Below are 19,300 nucleotides of genomic sequence, written 5' to 3' on the forward strand. Positions count from 1 at the left end.
TAACTAAATAAGTTGAATTTTATTTTAGTTCAATTTAGTTAGGCGCTGGAATGCAATACTTGAAATTTGCAAGAGGAGGTGACGAGAAACCCTATGTTTTTAAAACGGATTGAATTGGGTGGATTCAAGTCATTCGCCGACAAAACGGAGATGGAGTTCGTTCGTGGCATTACGGCTGTTGTAGGTCCGAACGGAAGTGGCAAGAGTAATATATCGGACGGAATTCGCTGGGTTCTGGGGGAACAAAGTGCCAAGTCGCTGCGTGGTGGCAAGATGGAAGATATCATCTTTGCAGGCAGTGACGCACGGAAGGCCGTTAATTTCGGTGAGGTGTCGCTAACGCTTGATAACGAAGATCACGCACTTGCATTGGATTTTGGTGAGGTGACGGTGACTCGTCGTGTACATCGCAGCGGAGATAGTGAATATTTTATCAACAAACAATCTTGTCGTTTGAAGGATATCACGGAGTTGTTTATGGATACCGGCATCGGTAAGGAAGCCTACTCGATTATTGGACAGGGGCGAATCGAAGAGATTCTGAGTACCCGTTCAGAGGATCGCAGAGGTATCTTTGAAGAAGCTTCAGGTATCGTTAAATATAAATCCCGCAAGCGGGATGCGACGCGCAAACTGGATGAGACAGAGCAGAATTTGCTGCGTATTCATGATCTGGTGACTGAACTGGAAGATCAGATTGGACCGCTAAAGGAACAATCAGAGAAAGCGATCCACTATAAGGAACTTCGTTCCCAGCTCAAATCGCAGGAAATTTCCATGTATGTGTACCAGATCGAACAGATTCATGCGTCCTGGAGTAAGGCGAACGAGCGCCTGCAATCGCTAAAACAGGAAGAGGTTGGACTCGCAGCGATTGTCTCTACGCATGATGCCAAGCTGGAAAATGATCGGAATGCGCTGCGTATCCTGGAAACAGAGACAGAGCAACTGCAAGCCGCTTTATTGCAATTCAGTGAAGCGACAGAGAAAAGTGAAGGGCTTGGAGAATTGCTCAAGGAGCGCTCCCACCATCTGCAAACGAATCAGGAGCAGCTCAAAGTAACGCTTGCCGCCAGTGAAGAGAGACATCGCGAACGGGAAACCGAGCTGCTTGCACTGCGTGAGAAGTTTGGCAAACTTGAGCATGAACTGAATGATGTGAGAAATCAGTTGTCCCAAGAAGAAGCCAAACTCATCGGTGTCACAGGTGGCATTAGTCAACAGCAAGAGGAAAGCCTCAAAGGCAACTTGCTGGAACTGATGAATCAGATGGCTCAGACACGAAATGAAATTCGTTATGTGGATCAGCAGAAAGAAACGCTGGAGCGCAGAATGAATCGCGCGGCTGAGGAATCGGGCAAATGGGAAGATCAAAAAGAGACACTGGAAAGTCGTAAAGCGGACATTGAGAAAAAAGTTGTTCGTTTGGGCAAAGAAATCAGTGATCTACGTGGTGGATACATTACGGAAAGTGAACGACTCCAGTCGCTGCAGAAGCTGCTCGAAGAAAGTCGGGGTACGGTCCGTAAATGGGAACAGAAGCGTGAAGCTCAAGTTTCCCGCCGCGATACGATGAAAGAGATGCAGGATGATTTTGACGGATTCATGCTGGGTGTCAAGGAGGTCCTCAAGGCTTCACGCAAAGGTACGCTGAGCGGTATTCATGGAGCTGTAGCTGAACTCGTCAAAGTTCCCGAGAAGATTGAACTTGCGGTAGAAACAGCAATGGGAGCATCCTTGCAGCATGTAGTCATGGAAAATGAATCAGTTTCCAGACAGGCAATCGCTTTCCTGAAGCAACGCCAGTTGGGGCGTGCAACGTTCCTGCCTCTGGATGTCATTCGTCCTCGTGCCATTGGAGCAGCTGAACGTTCCATGATCGAAGGTATGGAGGGTTTTGTGGGGATCGGTGCTGATCTTGTACAATTCGAATCCAAGTACGCTTCAATCATTGGCAGTCTGTTAGGTAATGTTATTATTGCCGAAACGTTGGAGGTCGCCAATAAAATTGCGGCTCGCTGCCAGTATCGTTTCCGGGTTGTGACACTTGAAGGTGACGTGGTCAATGCGGGTGGTTCCATGACAGGTGGTAGCCAGCACAAGAAAAATGTGAGTCTGCTCAGCCGGAAACGGCAGCTGGACCAGCTCGACCAGGATATTTTGGATACGGAAAATCAAATCGTGAAACTGCATCGCAGTGTGGATGATGTAAAAGTCCAACTGGAGCAGTGTCAGGACAAACTGGATGAACTTCGTCAGTCCGGTGATGATACCCGAAATGCAGAACAGCAGGCTTCGATGGAAATGAAACAGGTAGAGCATGAGCTTCGCCATGTGCTTGAACAGGTTGCCGTTGCCGGGCAGGAGAAGAGCGGCTTTACCGAAGAGATCAAAGAGCTGGATACAGCTCGCATCGTCGCTGTGAAGAAGCTGGAGCAGCTTGAAGAGGAAGAAAAAGCGACTCATCGTGCCATTCATGCAGCTGAGTTTGCTCGGAAAGCCAATGAATCGGCGAAGGAAGAATTGCAGAGCCAACTCACCGAATTGAAAGTGCGCGAAGGCAAGCTTGATCAGGAGCGATTCTCCAATGGGGAACAATTGCGACGTCTGGAGCGGGAAGTGGAGTCGTTGGTGAAAGATCTTCGTCAGAATCGCACGTTGCTGGCTTCGATGGAAGCAGATCTCAAGAAAACACAGACCGAGAGTGTCAAACAGATTGAAGATCTGAACCAGTACAAGCTGAAAAAAGCGGAAACTTCCCAGGAGTTGGACTTCAAACGCGCTGCCCGAAGTGAGTTGTCGAAAAAGCTTGAGCTTGCCGAGAGCGAAACGAAGGAACAGCGCACGCAGTTAAAAGCTGTGGAAGAGCAGATGCGACAGACGGAAATTTCCGTGAACCGGTTGGATGTTGAGCTGGAAAATATACTGCGAAAGCTGACGGATGAATACGAACTAGGCTATGAACTGGCCAAAGAGCGTTATCCTGTACCGGAAGACGTGGAGCATACACAGGCAGAGGTACAGAAGCTGAAGCGCAGTATTTCCGCACTGGGTGATGTGAACCTAGGAGCGATTGAGGAGTTCCAGCGAGTCAATGAGCGATACGAGTTCCTGAGTGAACAGAAGAATGACCTGGTGGAAGCTAAAACAACGTTGTATCAGGTTATTCGGGAAATGGAAGACGAGATGGCGAAGCGATTCAAGATCACGTTTGATGCCATCCGCCGTGAGTTCGGTACCGTGTTTAGCAAGCTGTTTGGCGGGGGACGTGCTGACCTTGTTCTGATGGACCCGGAGCGCTTGCTTGAAACAGGAATAGATATTGTGGCTCAGCCACCAGGCAAGAAACTGCAAAATCTGCAACTGTTATCCGGTGGGGAGCGGGCTTTGACGGCCATGGCTCTATTATTTGCTATTCTGCATGTCAAACCGGTACCATTCTGCGTGTTGGATGAAGTAGAGGCAGCGCTGGACGAAGCTAACGTGGTACGTTTTGCCCAGTACTTGCGTGAATTCTCCGAACAGACACAGTTTATCGTTGTTACCCATCGTAAAGGTACGATGGAAGAGGCAGATGTGCTGTACGGTGTTACGATGGAAGAGGGCGGAGTATCCAAGCTTGTTTCGGTTAAACTGGAAGATGAGGAAGCAGTAATTGCCTGATCTGATCCAAACTTGCGAGACAAATGAACTCATTGTAATCATTGAAAATCATTCAGATTGAGCATTTTTGCAAAAGCGCTTAGATTATGTACACGATGGAGGGGCTTTATGAGTTTTTTTAAAAAGCTTAGAGACAGCATTGCAAGCAAAACGGAGTCGGTCACCAAACAGTTCAAGGATGGATTGGAAAAGACACGTAAAGGGTTAGTGGAAAAAGTGTCGGATCTCGTAATCCGTCGCAAAAAAATCGATGAAGAGTTCTATGAAGAACTGGAAGAGATTTTGATCGGAGCAGACGTTGGTGTGAATACAGTCATGAATCTGATCGAAGACCTGCGCGTTGAGGTGAAAAAACGCAAAATTGAGGATGCGGCTGAGCTGCAGCCTGTATTGTCCGAGAAACTGACGGGTCTTCTTCGCGGTGAACAGAATAACGAATTGAAAATGAACCCGGATGGCATTACCGTCATTTTGTTCGTTGGTGTTAACGGTGTTGGTAAAACAACAACGATTGGCAAGCTGGCACATCGATTTAAACAACAAGGTAAAAAAGTCATCATGGCAGCTGGAGATACGTTCCGTGCCGGAGCCATTGAACAGCTGGAAGTATGGGGGCAACGTGCCGGTGTCGATGTTATCAAACAGCAATCTGGTTCTGATCCAGCAGCGGTTATGTATGATGCGGTACAAGCAGCGAAACAACGGGGTGCGGATGTTCTGCTCTGTGATACAGCAGGTCGTCTGCAAAATAAATCGAACCTGATGGACGAGCTTAACAAGATCTATCGTGTCATTCAGCGTGAAATTCCGGATGCTCCGCATGAAGTACTGATGGTACTGGATGCAACAACAGGTCAAAATGCTTTAAACCAAGCCAAACTTTTCGGTGAGAAAAGCGGCGTAACTGGCCTCGTACTGACGAAACTGGATGGAACAGCCAAAGGGGGGATCGTTGTTGCGATCCGTCAGGAGCTGGACTTGCCTGTGAAGCTCGTAGGACTGGGTGAAAAAATTGATGATCTGCAGCCGTTTGATTCGGAGCAATTTGTGCATGCTTTGTTCGCCGGATTGATCCAGGAACAGCCAGCGGAAAGTGCTGAAGAAGAGGAAGCTAATTCCTAGAATCATTAATAATAGAATGAATTAATAATGTTAACCGTATTGCCAGTGATATACGTGATAAGTGTCACGTGTAATGTCACTGGCAATACGTGTATAATAGAGGAATAAAGCAGGCAATGTTAAAGGGTTAGAAAGGACGGTTGAAAATGGCCAATACGTATACCTATTCTCGCCGTGAAGAAGTCGCCAATGCGGTGACACATGGAATCGGCGCTGCACTCAGTGTAGCTGCACTGGTGATATTGATTGTATTTTCAAGTATGAAAGGCACGGCTTGGCATGTGGTCAGTTTCACGATCTACGGGATCACCATGCTGCTGCTCTATACAAGCTCTACACTCGTGCATGCATGGAAAGATGGAAAAGTGAAAGATTTATTTGAGATTTTCGACCATTCTTCCATTTATTTGTTTATTGCGGGATCGTACACTCCGCTTTTGTTTATTGCTGTTCGCGGTACACTTGGATGGACCCTGTTTGGTATAATCTGGGGAATCGCATTATTCGGCGTGATCTTTAAGGCATTTTTTACGAAAAAGTTTCTATTCATGTCCACGATTTTCTATATTGCGATGGGCTGGCTGATCGTTATTGCCTGGCAACCTCTTATGGCTGCCATTCCTACAGGCGGCATTGTGTTGCTGGTTGCTGGAGGCCTGATGTATACACTGGGTACGCTCTTTTATGTATGGCGTGGATTTCCGTACCACCATGCGATTTGGCATCTCTTTGTGTTAGCAGGCAGTATTCTTCATTTCTTTATGGTACTGCTGTACCTGACACCACTTCGTTAGAACACCATAAACGGATGCATCTCCACGGACTGAGACGCATTCGTTTTTTCTTCTACATAGAGGTGGGTCGCAGGGACACAGATAGAATTTGCTTGTAGTGAAAAAGGGTATAAACCACCCGTTAAACATCGAAATAACGTATCATCAGAGCTGTTTTTATTGTGACAAGTATTTTTGCTTGACAACCTGATTTGTTTTAGGTATTATTAGGAACGTTGCAAGAGTGTAAAGTGTTTTTCCTTGACGAAGGGAGTGCCCCGATGTGAGTCAAGAAAATCGGCTTGAGAAGACAAACCGGATTAACTTGCTGTTTGCTTTTTATGAATTGTTACTTACCGAGAAACAGCAGACTTTTCTAAAGTATTACTTTCATGACGATTTCTCACTTGGTGAAATTGCAGCCGAGTTTGAGATCAGCCGCCAGGCGGTATACGAGCATATCAAGCGTGCCGAACAAGTGCTGGAAAATTACGAAAGCAAGCTGGGCTTGCTAGAAAAGCATGAACGGCGTAATCGCAATCTTGAAGATTTGCAAAATGCATTGGAACGCGCAGGCGTCTCCATTGATAACAACAAACAAATACACGATATCGTTGCTCAGCTTAGTGAATGATAATTGGCTGAGCGGAACGTATCGGTCTTGAAAACAGTATTAAAGCTTAAGGAGGTGGGATCATGGCATTTGAAGGATTAACGACCCGATTACAGAATGTGTTCAGCAAGCTGCGCGGCAAAGGCAAGGTGTCTGATGAAGATGTAGCCGAGGCTATGCGCGAGGTACGTCTGGCATTGCTCGAAGCGGATGTAAACTTCAAAGTGGTCAAGGAATTCATCGCCAAGGTGAAAGAGAAGGCTGTTGGCAAAGAAGTGATGGAGAGCTTCACGCCAGGAATGGTCATCATCGACATCGTTAACAAGGAACTAACGGATTTGATGGGTGGAAGCCAAGCGAAACTGGCTAAAGCGAACAAACCGCCTACGGTGCTGATGATGGTTGGTTTGCAGGGTGCTGGTAAAACAACCACATCGGGTAAACTAGCTAAAATGTTGCAAAAGCAAAACAGCAGACCATTGCTTGTTGCAGGAGATATTTATCGTCCGGCAGCGATCAAACAGTTGCAAGTACTTGGCGAGCAGATCAAAGCGCCGGTATTCACACTGGGAGATCAGACAAGCCCTGTTGAGATCGCACGTCAAGGTCTACAACATGCCAAAGATAACGGTAATGACTATGTTATTATCGATACAGCTGGACGTCTGCATGTTGATGAAGAACTGATGGAAGAACTTCGCCAGATTCACAGCGTAGTGAATCCGGATGAAGTACTGCTTGTTGTAGACAGCATGACAGGTCAGGATGCGGTTAACGTAGCAGAACACTTTAACCAGCAGCTTAATCTGACCGGGGTTGTCCTGACAAAGCTGGATGGAGATACTCGTGGTGGTGCTGCGCTTTCCGTCAAAGCAGTTACGGGTTGTCCAATCAAGTTTGCTTCCCTTGGAGAGAAACTTGACGCTTTGGAGCCGTTCCACCCGGAACGTATGGCTTCACGGATCCTCGGTATGGGTGATATGTTATCTCTGATTGAGAAAGCACAATTAAACATTGATACCGATAAAGCCAAGGAAATGGAACGGAAGATGCGTAATGCAGAATTCACGTTTGAAGATTTCCTGGAGCAGATGGATCAAGTGAAAAAGCTGGGACCAATCGATCAGATCATGGATATGATCCCCGGCATGGGCAAGATGAAACAAGCCAAGGATCTGAAGGTTGATGATAAACAGATGGGCCGGATCGAAGCGATCGTTTACTCAATGACGACCGAAGAGAAACGTAACCCGGACATGATCAACCATAGCCGCCGGAAGCGTATTGCTACCGGAAGCGGAACATCTCTGGCTGAAGTAAATCGTCTGATCAAGCAATTTGATGAGATGCGCCGCATGATGAAGCAGTTCTCGGATATGATGGGACCTAAAGGCGGCGGTAAAAATAAAGCGATGAAGCAGCTTAAAGGTATGGGTAAAGGAATGAAGTTTCCTTTCCGTTGATTTAAGCGAAGCTGGATCATATACAGATTTCATTGAAGGAGGTGAATTTTCAAATGGCAGTTCGTATTCGTCTGAAACGTATGGGTGCTCACAAAGCTCCTTTCTACCGCGTAGTGGTATCGGATTCCCGTTCCCCACGTGACGGTCGTTTTATCGAGGAGATCGGTTACTACAACCCGGTTGAACAACCGGCTGTTGTTAAGATCGATGAAGATAAAGCATTGGCATGGCTTCAAAACGGTGCACAAGCATCTGACACTGTCCGCAACTTGCTTAGCAAAGCGGGCGTGATGAAGAAGTTCCACGAGTCTAAATTATCTAAATAAAGTGCTGATTCGGAGGGTCATCTATGGAAGAATTAGTAAGCATAATTGCTAAGGCTTTAGTCGATCATCCGGAAGATGTGACGGTTCGGACGGTTGAGAAAGACCGGCTTGTCGTTTATGAGTTAACCGTTCATCCTGACGATGTCGGGAAGGTAATTGGTAAACAAGGACGAATCGCGAAATCACTTCGTACGGTCGTCACATCAGCAGCAGTTAAGATGGATAAACGGGTTACCGTTGATATCATATCTTAAAGATATACGAAAGGGGGTTAGGATGCATGTCCTAGCCCCTTTTCGTGCATGCTGAACTTAATATGTTGAATTAGATATTGAATTAAAATATTTTGGGTATGAGTGACTTCGGAGCAGTGCAGGGGACGGGATCGATTCTGGAGAAGCGTCAGCGTTCGCCTTTATCACCTCATTTTCACCTTTTAAATTAAGTTCGAAAAATGAGGGGGTAACAGCGATCGAAAGAACGAACCGTCGCCGGAATGACCGTACGAGAGTCGAAGTAGCTGTTTAGTTTGATTTAATTTCGTAGGAGGAACGTATGGCAGAGTTTATGAATGTAGGTAAAATCGTTAATACGCATGGAATTCGCGGTGAGGTGAGAATCATGCCTATAACCGATTTCCCAGAAGTGCGTTTCGCGAAAAATGCAGAGTTGTTTTTCTTTACGCCAGATAATCATCCCGTCATGGTTAACGTGGAATCTGCACGTTTGCATAAAAATATGTATATTCTTCGTCTGAAAGAGTATGGCAATATTAATGAAGTAGAGAAGTTTAAAGGCGGTATGGCCAAAGTGTTAAAAGAGAACCTCGCTGAGCTGGAGGAAGGTGAATACTACTTCCATCAAATCGTTGGGTGTTCGGTTATCACCGAAGAGGGTGAAACGCTTGGAACCATCTCTGAAATTTTGACTCCGGGTGCCAATGATGTATGGGTTGTCAAAACGCCAGCAGGTAAAGAAGTGCTGATTCCCGTTATTGATGATGTAGTACTTGATGTGGACATCGAACAGCAACAAGTGAAGATTCACCTGATGGAAGGGCTGCTGTAACATGAAAGTGGATGTATTAACACTATTCCCGGAGATGTTTGATGGCGTATTCGGAGCAAGCATTCTGGGTAAAGCCCAAACGAAGGGGCTGGTGTCCCTCGGTGCAACCAACTTCCGTAATTATGCGACCAATAAGCACAATACGGTCGATGATGCTCCTTACGGTGGGGGTGGAGGCATGGTGCTGAAACCAGATCCGATCTTTGCTGCTGTTGAAGATGTACTGGAGCAACGCGGAGAAGCCGCGGCAACCATGAAAGCTCCACGTATCATTTTAATGTGTCCGCAAGGTGAGACGTTTACACAGAAAAAAGCAGAAGAACTTGTACAGGAAGATCATCTGATTTTTATATGTGGACATTATGAAGGTTACGATGAGCGAATTCGCGAATTTCTCGTGACGGATGAACTATCCATTGGTGATTACGTGCTCACTGGTGGGGAATTGCCTGCTATGGTTGCGATCGACAGCATCGTACGCCTTATTCCCGGTGTGCTTGGCAATGAGACAAGTGCTGTGACGGATTCATTCAGTACTGGACTCCTCGAATATCCACACTACACACGTCCACCCGAGTTTAGGGGCATGAAAGTACCGGATATGCTGTTGTCGGGACATCATCTGAACATTGAGGCATGGCGCAGAGAACAGTCGTTGCTTCGTACGCTGGAGCGCAGACCGGAGATGTTGGAAACGGCTGATTTGACAGATAAAGAACGTATTTGGTTGAAAAAGATACGCTCAAACCGTAAACATAGCACAGAATAAGTATATGTATCGTATAAACACGTAAATATATCTTTTTATAGAGTTTGAAAAAGCCAACCTTGATACCAAAGGTTGGCTTTTCTTATGTGTTTTGTAAAGAAAGCTGGATATTCAATGGGTTATTCTATAAAATGGAGGTATATTTTAAAACTCAGTTTCACTAAATGAAACCAAAGGCGGTGTATGAATGACTTACAATATTATTGGTCTTGATCATATTCAGCTCGCAGCACCTGAAGCTTGTGAAGCGGAGGCACGTCATTTTTTCAATAAAGTACTGGGCTGGACGGAGATTCCCAAACCTGAAATTCTGAGAAAACGGGGTGGTGTATGGTTTGAGTGTGGTGGACACCAAGTGCATATTGGCGTACAAAAAGATTTTATTCCCGCCACAAAAGCTCATCCGGCTTTTCATGTACAACATTTGGATCAGTTGCGTGATCATCTCATTCATAACCAAATTCATATTGTCGATGACGAAGCAAGGGCAGATGAAGGTGTAAGACGTTTTTATATAAATGATCCTTTTGGCAATCGTCTTGAGTTTTTAGAGTGGGCTTAAAATCATTCGTTTAAATCGTTTATTACGTAGGCACTTTTTTGCAACTTTGAACATTTTTGCATGACCACATAATAGGGTTGTAAAAAATAGGGGTTTTCTTTATGGTGAACTCAGCTGGATTTGAATAACAACGATAAGCTGAGGAGGAAGATGATGAGCATTCAGCCTTATGAAATCGCCAGTCTAAATATTAGCCAAGCCGGAGAACGCTGCAAAATGCTTTTAGGAGATCTAAACGGGGATGGCAGACTTGAAATGTTGCTGGTACAGGCAGATGGGGGTATAGACGATCGGTATGTCCCGCATCAGGTATGTTGTTTGACTGCGTTTGATCTGGAAGGAACATTACTATGGCAGGTCGGAACTCCTGATCCCGATGCAGGGGGTCCGGGTTCAGACTATCCCGCTCAGGTCGCAGATTGGGATGGAGATGGAAATAATGAAGTATTGTGTGTGATGGACAAACAATTTCTCGTGTTGGATGGCCGGACCGGAGAGATCAAAGAAACACGTGATCTGCCAGGTGATGAAGCACATGACTGCATTATTCTCGCCAACCTGACGGGTAACCAGCATAGAATGGACATTATACTGAAAGACCGCTATAAGACGTTGTGGGCACTCGACCATGATTTTAATTTGTTATGGAAGCATGAAGGGAATCCAGGACATTTTCCATGGGTATACGATATCGATGGAGATGGGAAAGATGAAGTGATGGCCGGATATGACATGCTGGATCATGATGGGACATTATTATGGTCTTGTCAGAATCTCGATGATCATGCTGACTGTATATGGTTTGGCGACGTTGACGGTGATGGGCAAGTCGAGGTTGTCATTGGTGGCAGTGTTACGGTCATGATGGACCGCTACGGAAATGAGAAATGGCGTTATGAAGATTCAATTGAATCACAGCATATTGCGTTAGGCCATTTTTGTACTGGAATGGAAGGTTTACAGATTGCAGGTCTGGACCGGATTGTCCGGGGGGATGAGCATGGTAAGGATGGAATGTTCATGCTGGATAGCGCTGGTAAAGAAATTTGGAAAGAAAACCGCACAACTCGGGGCTGGTTAACCATTATAGAGCCTGTGTGTAACTGGGATGAGGGTGGACTCGATTATATTTTGGCGTATCGCCGAGGGGGAGATGTGTTGCCTTCTTTGGTAGATGGAGATATGAAAACGGTTACTGAATTCCCGAAAGAGGGATATGCGGTGCATGCAGACCTGGTTCAGACGGGGAAAGAACAGATCATCATCTATGACGCAGAGGAAGCAGTGATTTATTCCAGTTCTCCGATGACATTATCACTACTGGATGCAAAAAGAGCCAAGCCACAGCTAAAAAGGCTGTATAACTCGACTCTGTATCCGGGCGGTGAAGTTAAAATCTAGATTTTACTGGTCATTCTCCGATGCAGATGATTCGTTCTGCGGACTGGATTCGGGTTGAAGCAACGTCGCCAAATCAGTACCTGTCGTGACCGTCAAGCGAGGCAACTTCATCGGATGATCTCCTGGATGCACAAATCCAGACTTTACGGTAAAGGCCATGCGATATCCATGTTGCTGTAACTTGTAGATCATCTGTGTGCTGGTATAACCAAAAGGATAGGCCAAATAAGGTGTGTCTATTCCGGTTTCCTTCATTTGCTGGATATCATCATCCAGAAGACTGGTGTCCAGACCGACAGGAACACTGTTACCACAGCGCATAAATCCCTTGTGATGCAGGTTATAGGTATGGCTGTTGAATTCAAATACGTCAGTTGCTGCCTGCATCTCTGGTTTGGAGATGAAACTGTTAATGGCGGGCTCAAATTCCGAAGGTTGATCTTGAATTTTACTGCCTATGACAAACAGCGAGGCATGAAAATTATATTTCTGAAGCACAGGGTAAGCTAATGTATAATTGTTCTGGTATCCATCATCAAAGGTAATCACAATGGACTTCTGTGGCAGGGAAATCTTCCCGCTAACATATTGCTCAAGCTGATCCAATGTAATCGTGCGGTAGCCTTCATCATGCAGGTATTTCATATTTTGCTCAAAATCCTCCAGATTAATGATGGATTTATTATCTGTCTCGTGATTATTCAGTTTGGGCTCTATGTAATGATACATCAGCACAGGAACTTCTGTAGCGGTACCTTGTTCAATCCTAAAGTTAGAACGATCCAGCGCAGATTGGTTAGAGAAGTCAGTGTGTGACAGTGCATTCGTTGGGTGAGTTACGGCATATGAATATAGTGTAATGGAGCATGTGAGCATGGCGAGTAGGGCAAGTGTGATCTTTTTCCAATATTTCATAAGTCTTGGGATTCTCCTTTTAAAGTGGTCAATAAGTTATATCATAGACGATATTACTACACTGGAAGTTACAGTATTTTTTCCTGTATCAGGTTGACTTGCAAGATGAGAGCGTTGATTCACTTTCCATACGGGAGAATGTATTTTAGAATGAAGTTAACATGTGATGGATGAGTTTCAGAGTGGCAGATTGAACAATAGGCATTTGTTTAATTTCTCTTGTGTTTTGATATGCTGCGTGATACAATAAGTCTGTTATGTGGAATACGGCGGTCCTCTATGGATGATGAAGGAGACAAGGTGATCTCTGGAAGAAGTATGAACGCCTGTATGGAAGGAGGGAGTCATAGATGAATATCGTTCAAGCGATTACACAAGAACAACTTCGCAAGGATCTTCCGAGTTTTCGTCCTGGTGACACTTTGAAAGTGCACGTTAAGGTAATCGAGGGAACTCGCGAGCGTATCCAATTGTTCGAAGGTGTTGTGATTAAACGCCGTGGTGGTGGAATCAGTGAGACTTTTACAGTTCGTAAAATTTCTTACGGTGTAGGTGTGGAAAGAGCTTTCCCGCTTCATTCCCCTAAAATCGATAGAATCGAAGTGGCTCGCCGTGGTAAAGTTCGTCGTGCGAAGCTTTATTATCTTCGTGAACTACGCGGTAAAGCAGCGAGAATTAAAGAAATTCGTTAATATAACGGATACCGGGAAGGGCTTGGAGACAAGCCCTTTTCGTTTTTGTCCGGGAAAAGTTGAACCGGAGGTACACTTCCGAGTAAAATGGTATGGCAACACATGCGGGGAATAGTCCGGGAGGCTTGTAAAATCAGTTATTGAAGTGCGTGTTCAAAAGACCGGTTTCAGTACCGACTTTTTGAACAACCTCTTGAAGGCATTTGAATTGTGGATTAAATGTACTGTAATGCTTGGTGTAAGATTACATAACTGATGTGAATGTTTTGTATCCATCCATTGAGTTATTGGAACGATACAGAATGCTGGATGTGTGTACTGCTATAAACATGTACTGTGAAGAGAGGAAGATCTTGAATGGAACAAGAAGTTCAACATGACCGGGGCAATCCTGCCGAAGAGAAAGATAGTCGATCCAAAAAAGCCAAAAATGAAATTGTTGAATGGCTTAAAGCCATTGTTATTGCATTAGTTCTCGTCATTCTGATTCGGTGGTTGCTCTTCAAACCGTTTGTTGTGGACGGTCCGTCCATGCAGCCGAACTTTGAAACGGGTGAACGTGTGATCGTCAACGAAATCTTATATGATATCAGAGAACCGAAGCGCGGTGAAGTTATCGTCTTCCACGTACCATCCGAAGGTCGAGATTTCATTAAACGTGTTATTGCTGTAGAAGGTGATACCGTTGAGGTTCAAGACGATACCGTGATGGTTAACGGTAAAAAGGTTGATGAAACGTATATTCAAGGAGCCATTGATGCAGCTGAAGCAAATGGTGGAACCTATAACGTGAAGGATTTCCCGAATGAACAGTTCCCTGATGGCAAAGTGCCGGCAGGTCATGTGTTTGTCATGGGAGATAACCGTCCGAATAGTACAGACAGCCGTATGATCGGTTATGTTTCTTTAAAAGATATTATTGGTCGTGCAGATGTGATTTTCTGGCCGATCGGTGAGATTAAGTGGATCAACCACTGAATTTGAAGTAAATAATGAGGTGAAGACAAGTTGACGATACAATGGTTTCCAGGTCATATGACTCGAGCCAGACGCCAGATTCAGGATAAGTTAAAGCTCATCGACGTGGTCATCGAACTATTGGATGCCCGTCTGCCTGTCTCCAGCCGTAATCCAATGATTGACGAAATATTGCTGGATAAACCCCGGATGATTTTGTTGAACAAATCGGATTTGGCAGATGCAAAAGTGACGCAAGAATGGATTGAATATTTCAAAAAAGAAGGAATTACCGCTTTTCCTGTAGATGCTTCGACGGGAACCAATGTTAAAGATATTCCCGTGCAGGCCAAGCTTCTTCTTAAAGAAAAAATTGACCGTCAAATTGCTAAAGGGATTAATCCTCGTGCGGTTCGCGGGTTGATCGTAGGGATTCCCAATGTAGGTAAATCAACACTGATTAACCGACTGGCTGGACGGAGTATTGCGTTAACAGGAGATCGTCCTGGTGTGACGAAGGGGCAACAGTGGATCAAGGTAGGCAAAGAAATGGAGTTATTGGATACTCCAGGTATTCTTTGGCCTAAGTTCGAAGATCAAAATGTAGGTTATCGTCTTGCCGTAACTGGTGCGATCAAAGAGGAAATTTTGAATGCAGAGGATATCGCCTTTTTTGGAATCAGTTACCTGATGCGTTATTACTGGGACGCCCTTGAAGAGAGATACGGACTTCAGGAGTTCTCCAAGGATGCAGATGATTCAGACAGTGTTATTGCAATTATGGAACAAGTCGGCCGTATCCGTGGATGTGTTGTAAGCGGTGGACGTATTGATCTGGAAAAGGCATCACGAGCATTTCTGCGTGAACTGCGAGCCGGTAAAATGGGACGTTTCTCTATGGAAGCTCCCTATTAAAAAAATGGACTCTACACGATGAAGATCATTGTCTTCATTTGTTCATTTCATATATACAAGTGCCGAAAGAAGCGGCCGTTACCGGATTACCGGGAGCGGTCGTTTTTTGTGTATACAAACGCGGAAGTAGAGCTGGAACATACGTAGAAAACGATAAAATGGAAGAGGTTTGAAGAACAGTACGCTTTATGGAATTGGCTGACCTATATATCAGGTGCATCTAAATCGTGCTATGATAAATGGTGGTGCAATTTAAATTAGACGAGGTCTGATATATTCAATTTAAACCATCAAATACCGATAAATGAAGACATCACTATCTTTATATTGTAAATCTCAAGGAAAAGTTTTACTGATAGAGACAGGTTGTACAGAACAAAAGACAGAGGATTTACGTCTATATTATAAAAAGTTATAAGTGATACGTATGCTGAAAAAGCGTGGGTAGAGGAGATGAGCGTTATGGTTGAAAATAATGAAGAGATCGGGTTGAATCTACTGGATACTCCGATTGGACCAAAGAAGAAAAAAGAAGTCAGTGAACCTCGAGATCTGTTGCTCTATGAGCGGGAGTATTGGGACAGTGGATTTGAACGTATTGCTGGTATTGATGAGGTAGGACGGGGCTGTTTGTTTGGGGATGTTGTCGCAGCGGCGGTTATTTTACCGAAGGATCTCATCCTGGAAGGTGTGAATGACTCCAAGAAATTAACGGAGAAAAAACGTGATGCATTATATGACGTCATTATGGAAAAAGCGCTGGCGGTAGGTATCGGGTACGCGGATGCAGAGACGATTGATCGGCTTAATATCAAACAGGCTGCGAGACTTGCGATGAAACGTGCGGTTGAAGCATTGGGAGAAACTCCTGATTATATGCTGGTGGATGCCGAAAAGGTGGATGTGAATGTACCTCAACTGTCCATTATTAAAGGTGATGCTAATAGTCAATCGATCGCAGCGGCATCTATTATTGCCAAGGTAACGCGAGATCGGCTGTGTAAGGAAGAATGGGATACGTTATATCCGGAATATGGTTTGTCGATACATAAAGGATATGCAACAAAAGTTCATCGGGAGCAGATTATGGCATTGGGGGCAACCCCGATGCATCGGCGCAGTTTTCTGGGCAACCTGCTTGGAGAGCAGCAATCTTTGTTTTAACACAGGTTTGAAGAAAGGAGGGGGAGAGATTTGAATATCGGTTCCATGATAAAGGGGTTAATGGGAGACAGTAAGCCCGGCAATGCCAAACCGCTTGAATTAAAGGAAGGTCAGGTGGTTCGTGGCTCCGTCGTTAGTGTATCCGATGATGGGGGAGAAGCAGTTCTGCAGATTCAAGGTGTGCAAGTGCGCGCCAAGTTGGAGACTCCACTCCGTCCGGGTGAGACCACGTTGCTTCAAGTGCAGCCTCCAGGTGAAAATGGCATAACGGTAATGAAACCTATGACGGGTACACTTGCTGAGTTGCCACAAGCTTCGCTGAACAACCTGCTTAAGGATGTAGGACTGCCGGATACAAAAGGGAACCGGGAACTGTTACTTGCCATGCAGCGTAGCGGATTGCCACTAACGAAGGATAATGTGGCTATGGTCCAGAATATGATGACAGCTAAACCTGCACAGGTCCCTGTGGAAGAATGGGTGCAGGCGACGGGAATTGCTTTTCAGCGTGGTCTTCCGGTTACGGCGGAAACAGTAAAAGGATTACACCAGACGGTGTTTGGTCCCCCTCTGCACCAGTTGTTAAGCGGGTTGGCTGATCAGTTGGAAACGATGCTGACTCAAACAACAGGTAAACCGCTATTGCCTGGAGAACAATCTGATGCGATGAAACCAACTGTTGTGGCTGGTGTACCCGTCGTGCTGAATGAAGCACAGATGGAAGAAGGATTGGCTGCGTCAGGCAATGGTCGTCAGGTGACTGGAACCGGAACACCTGCTTTGTCAACGCAACAAGGACAAGCAGCTTTGGCGGGATCTAAATCCATGACGGATGGCGGGACAGAGGATGCAGGTACTGCGGTGAAAGGAAATGTGCAGACCGGCGGAGGCACAGCGAATGCTGAAGCCGGGGCCAAGGCAGTTGCTAGCAACGTTGAAACGGCTGGCAAAGGGGGTGCAGGTATTCCGTCTGGAACCGGAATACCTGGCGAGAGCCCGCGCGGGGCTGACGCGGGCCAAGTCGGGAGCCGCCCGGGTACACCGGGGGCGGCAGCAGAATCTGTGGCTGGCCGTGCAAGTGCAGGCCAGCCTGAAGCAGGCGCGGCCGGTCGGACTGACGGTCGCGCTGAAACGCCTGTTGCTGCGGGGGCGCCGTCCGCAGCAGGCCAGGCAGCGCCAGCAGCGCCTACGGCAGCGCAGCTGGCGCCCAAGCTGCTGACGCTGCTGGACGCCTTGCGCAGCGCGTCCACTGCAGCACAGGCCGCCCCTGCATCGCAGGGCGGCCAGGCGGCTGCGGCTGCCGGAGGCGTGCCGCAGCCGTTGCCAGCCGGCGCTGATGCGCCGCCGGCTGGCGGTAGTGCCGCAGCACCTGCGGGAGCTGCGGCAGTGCACGCGCCTGTCACCCACGAGAGGGACCCGTGGGTGGGGCGCGTGCTGAAGCTGCTCGGTGCGGAGCACGAGCAGCAGGCCGTTCACGGCGCGGCAGTGCAGCCGCGCGTGGGGGATGCGGCGAGTCCGGCAAATGCGGACACGCTGAAGGGCTTGCTGCTGCAACTTGCCAGCAGCGAAGGTGCACCGGCGGCGCTTAAGGATGCCGCCGGACAGGCCGTGCAATATCTGACAGGTCAGCAGTTATTGCTAACAACAGATCGCAGTGCTACATTTGCACAGATGCACTGGTTTATTCCGATCACTGGACCGGATGGGGAAGAAACGGCGTCTGTTCAGATTCAATCACGTCGTGGACCTCGTGGAGAGCTGGATGCGTCCAATTGCCGTCTATGGTTCGATCTGGACATGAAGAGTCTTGGGCCTACTCTGGTAGATGTCCATGTGGTTAATAACATTGTCAGTCTGCGTGTATTAAATGATCGCGAAGGCATGGGACCGCTCCTGGAGAGTGGACGAGAGGTAATCCATCAGGCATTGGACAAGCTGGGCTATCAACTGCTGACCTTCAAGGCGGAACCGTGGCCTGTGGGGCAGGAACCGGGCGCGGAACGAAAAACGCGGGCCTCGGACTATAGTCCTGAACGATACAAAGGGGTGGACTTGAAGGTATGAAAGACGAGTCGTCACAACCGGACCTGCTTTCCAAAAAGGCGGTTGCCCTAAAGTATGTCCCTGGAGAGAGTGAAGCACCTGTTGTTGTAGCGAAGGGCCGTGGCAAAGTAGCAGAAGCCATTCTGGATAAAGCCAGAGAAAACGGCGTGGCTGTTCAGGAGGATGCAGCACTTGTGGAGGTGCTCTCCAAGTTGGATCTGGATGAACAGATTCCGGCAGAGCTGTATCAACTGGTCGCAGAGGTGCTAACGTACGTCTACCGTGCAGATCGCATGGCCTCAGGACGTGAGGAAAATGAGTCATGGTAGAACGTAGATTGGGTCAGGAGCCAGGATTAAAGCTCACACGACAGCAGAAAGGCCGATTAGGTGAAGAGGCTGCCTGTCAATGGTTGCGAGAGAACGATTATCGGATCATTAGACAGAACTGGCGTTGCCGTAGCGGTGAGATTGACATCATTGCTTCCTGCGAGGGCCTGATTATCTTTGTGGAAGTAAGAAGCAGAAGTGGAGCCGCTCAGTACGGTACACCTCAGGAATCGGTTGATATGCGTAAAATGCAGCAGGTGCGTTCAACCGCATCCGTGTATTTGCAAATGACGGGAGAGACGGAACTTCAGATCCGTTTTGATGTAATTGCCGTAATGCTTGATCAAGCAGGAGAGATTGTCTCTGTGAATCATATTGTTAATGCTTTTTAAGAATTACATTCGAAGTTACTGCTGTATTAATTGATACGAATTGTATCTTTTTAATGTGAGTCGGTCAGTAATTTTGAAGTACAAGTTTAATTATGTCTTATCTTTGCATTCGTTTTAGTTTTAAAATTAGTTA

Annotated in this window: 19 protein-coding genes; 18 read left to right on the plus strand and 1 reads right to left on the minus strand. The window is 46.5% G+C overall.

Features of this window, described 5'->3' with window-relative positions; translation table 11 throughout:
- The first annotated feature begins 93 nt into the window (after positions 1-93).
- From smc to C161_RS11200, 11 genes are all read left to right on the plus strand, one after another.
- Positions 94-3,663: a chromosome segregation protein SMC gene (smc, locus tag C161_RS11150; RefSeq protein ID WP_036670340.1), complete on the plus strand. Its 3,570-nt coding sequence runs from the start codon at positions 94-96 to the stop codon at positions 3,661-3,663.
- 108 nt (positions 3,664-3,771) lie between these two features.
- The gene (ftsY, locus tag C161_RS11155) at positions 3,772-4,785 is read left to right on the plus strand and encodes a signal recognition particle-docking protein FtsY (protein WP_036609455.1); all 1,014 of its coding nucleotides are present in this window, start codon (positions 3,772-3,774) and stop codon (positions 4,783-4,785) included.
- Between the two features lie 146 nt (positions 4,786-4,931).
- A complete protein-coding gene (gene trhA / locus C161_RS11160; protein WP_017689222.1) occupies positions 4,932-5,579 on the plus strand; it encodes a PAQR family membrane homeostasis protein TrhA in 648 nt (215 codons plus the stop codon).
- A 262-nt stretch (positions 5,580-5,841) separates the two neighbouring features.
- Positions 5,842-6,192 (plus strand): YlxM family DNA-binding protein, encoded by a 351-nt coding sequence (ylxM, locus tag C161_RS11165; protein WP_017689221.1) that lies wholly within the window; start codon positions 5,842-5,844, stop codon positions 6,190-6,192.
- Between the two features lie 62 nt (positions 6,193-6,254).
- Positions 6,255-7,634 (plus strand): signal recognition particle protein, encoded by a 1,380-nt coding sequence (gene ffh, locus C161_RS11170; protein WP_017689220.1) that lies wholly within the window; start codon positions 6,255-6,257, stop codon positions 7,632-7,634.
- Positions 7,635-7,687: 53 nt separating this feature from the next.
- Positions 7,688-7,960 (plus strand): 30S ribosomal protein S16, encoded by a 273-nt coding sequence (gene rpsP, locus C161_RS11175; protein ID WP_017689219.1) that lies wholly within the window; start codon positions 7,688-7,690, stop codon positions 7,958-7,960.
- A gap of 23 nt (positions 7,961-7,983) precedes the next feature.
- Entirely contained in the window at positions 7,984-8,214 is a 231-nt protein-coding gene (locus C161_RS11180) for a KH domain-containing protein (protein ID WP_017689218.1), read from the plus strand.
- A 301-nt stretch (positions 8,215-8,515) separates the two neighbouring features.
- Positions 8,516-9,028 (plus strand): ribosome maturation factor RimM, encoded by a 513-nt coding sequence (rimM, locus tag C161_RS11185; RefSeq protein WP_036609454.1) that lies wholly within the window; start codon positions 8,516-8,518, stop codon positions 9,026-9,028.
- A 1-nt stretch (position 9,029) separates the two neighbouring features.
- Entirely contained in the window at positions 9,030-9,797 is a 768-nt protein-coding gene (trmD, locus tag C161_RS11190) for a tRNA (guanosine(37)-N1)-methyltransferase TrmD (protein WP_036670343.1), read from the plus strand.
- Positions 9,798-9,984: 187 nt separating this feature from the next.
- On the plus strand, positions 9,985-10,359 hold the full coding sequence (locus C161_RS11195) for a VOC family protein (RefSeq protein WP_036670345.1): 375 nt from the start codon (positions 9,985-9,987) through the stop codon (positions 10,357-10,359).
- Positions 10,360-10,512: 153 nt separating this feature from the next.
- Positions 10,513-11,760 (plus strand): hypothetical protein, encoded by a 1,248-nt coding sequence (locus tag C161_RS11200; RefSeq protein ID WP_036670348.1) that lies wholly within the window; start codon positions 10,513-10,515, stop codon positions 11,758-11,760.
- A gap of 3 nt (positions 11,761-11,763) precedes the next feature.
- On the opposite strand, the gene C161_RS11205 is transcribed toward C161_RS11200, so the two are convergent.
- A complete protein-coding gene (locus tag C161_RS11205) occupies positions 11,764-12,675 on the minus strand; it encodes a polysaccharide deacetylase family protein (protein ID WP_036670351.1) in 912 nt (303 codons plus the stop codon).
- A 350-nt stretch (positions 12,676-13,025) separates the two neighbouring features.
- Between C161_RS11205 and rplS the strand changes: the two genes are divergently transcribed.
- The 7 genes from rplS (at position 13,026) to C161_RS11240 (ending at position 19,167) form a co-directional block, all read left to right on the plus strand.
- Positions 13,026-13,367, plus strand: coding sequence for a 50S ribosomal protein L19 (gene rplS / locus C161_RS11210; protein WP_017689212.1), 342 nt, complete (start codon positions 13,026-13,028; stop codon positions 13,365-13,367).
- 357 nt (positions 13,368-13,724) lie between these two features.
- The gene (gene lepB, locus C161_RS11215; RefSeq protein ID WP_036609449.1) at positions 13,725-14,345 is read left to right on the plus strand and encodes a signal peptidase I; all 621 of its coding nucleotides are present in this window, start codon (positions 13,725-13,727) and stop codon (positions 14,343-14,345) included.
- A gap of 30 nt (positions 14,346-14,375) precedes the next feature.
- Positions 14,376-15,239 (plus strand): ribosome biogenesis GTPase YlqF, encoded by an 864-nt coding sequence (ylqF, locus tag C161_RS11220; protein WP_036670353.1) that lies wholly within the window; start codon positions 14,376-14,378, stop codon positions 15,237-15,239.
- 462 nt (positions 15,240-15,701) lie between these two features.
- The gene (locus C161_RS11225; protein WP_081745912.1) at positions 15,702-16,403 is read left to right on the plus strand and encodes a ribonuclease HII; all 702 of its coding nucleotides are present in this window, start codon (positions 15,702-15,704) and stop codon (positions 16,401-16,403) included.
- Between the two features lie 30 nt (positions 16,404-16,433).
- Positions 16,434-18,467 carry a hypothetical protein gene (locus tag C161_RS11230; RefSeq protein ID WP_036670354.1) on the plus strand — a complete coding sequence of 678 codons (2,034 nt, stop codon included), beginning with the start codon at positions 16,434-16,436 and terminating at the stop codon, positions 18,465-18,467.
- Positions 18,464-18,775 carry an EscU/YscU/HrcU family type III secretion system export apparatus switch protein gene (locus C161_RS11235; protein WP_036609395.1) on the plus strand — a complete coding sequence of 104 codons (312 nt, stop codon included), beginning with the start codon at positions 18,464-18,466 and terminating at the stop codon, positions 18,773-18,775. The genes C161_RS11230 and C161_RS11235 overlap by 4 nt, the downstream gene beginning before the upstream one ends.
- Positions 18,769-19,167 (plus strand): YraN family protein, encoded by a 399-nt coding sequence (locus tag C161_RS11240; RefSeq protein ID WP_051447123.1) that lies wholly within the window; start codon positions 18,769-18,771, stop codon positions 19,165-19,167. The genes C161_RS11235 and C161_RS11240 overlap by 7 nt, the downstream gene beginning before the upstream one ends.
- The last annotated feature ends 133 nt before the right edge of the window (positions 19,168-19,300 follow it).

Origin of the sequence: Paenibacillus sp. FSL R5-192, assembly GCF_000517845.1 — a bacterium.
GTDB classification, from domain to species: Bacteria; Bacillota; Bacilli; order Paenibacillales; family Paenibacillaceae; genus Paenibacillus; species Paenibacillus amylolyticus.

Bases quoted from the DNA above. Each gene is read 5' to 3' on its own strand.
- C161_RS11195 (WP_036670345.1), top strand. From the start codon at position 9,985: ATGACTTACAATATTATTGGTCTTGATCATATTCAGCTCGCAGCACCT.
- rimM (WP_036609454.1), top strand. From the start codon at position 8,516: ATGGCAGAGTTTATGAATGTAGGTAAAATCGTTAATACGCATGGAATT.
- ffh (WP_017689220.1), top strand. From the start codon at position 6,255: ATGGCATTTGAAGGATTAACGACCCGATTACAGAATGTGTTCAGCAAG.
- smc (WP_036670340.1), top strand. From the start codon at position 94: ATGTTTTTAAAACGGATTGAATTGGGTGGATTCAAGTCATTCGCCGAC.
- ftsY (WP_036609455.1), top strand. From the start codon at position 3,772: ATGAGTTTTTTTAAAAAGCTTAGAGACAGCATTGCAAGCAAAACGGAG.
- C161_RS11205 (WP_036670351.1), bottom strand. From the start codon at position 12,675: ATGAAATATTGGAAAAAGATCACACTTGCCCTACTCGCCATGCTCACA.
- C161_RS11240 (WP_051447123.1), top strand. From the start codon at position 18,769: ATGGTAGAACGTAGATTGGGTCAGGAGCCAGGATTAAAGCTCACACGA.
- lepB (WP_036609449.1), top strand. From the start codon at position 13,725: ATGGAACAAGAAGTTCAACATGACCGGGGCAATCCTGCCGAAGAGAAA.
- C161_RS11235 (WP_036609395.1), top strand. From the start codon at position 18,464: ATGAAAGACGAGTCGTCACAACCGGACCTGCTTTCCAAAAAGGCGGTT.
- C161_RS11225 (WP_081745912.1), top strand. From the start codon at position 15,702: ATGGTTGAAAATAATGAAGAGATCGGGTTGAATCTACTGGATACTCCG.
- rpsP (WP_017689219.1), top strand. From the start codon at position 7,688: ATGGCAGTTCGTATTCGTCTGAAACGTATGGGTGCTCACAAAGCTCCT.
- trhA (WP_017689222.1), top strand. From the start codon at position 4,932: ATGGCCAATACGTATACCTATTCTCGCCGTGAAGAAGTCGCCAATGCG.
- rplS (WP_017689212.1), top strand. From the start codon at position 13,026: ATGAATATCGTTCAAGCGATTACACAAGAACAACTTCGCAAGGATCTT.
- C161_RS11200 (WP_036670348.1), top strand. From the start codon at position 10,513: ATGAGCATTCAGCCTTATGAAATCGCCAGTCTAAATATTAGCCAAGCC.
- trmD (WP_036670343.1), top strand. From the start codon at position 9,030: ATGAAAGTGGATGTATTAACACTATTCCCGGAGATGTTTGATGGCGTA.
- C161_RS11180 (WP_017689218.1), top strand. From the start codon at position 7,984: ATGGAAGAATTAGTAAGCATAATTGCTAAGGCTTTAGTCGATCATCCG.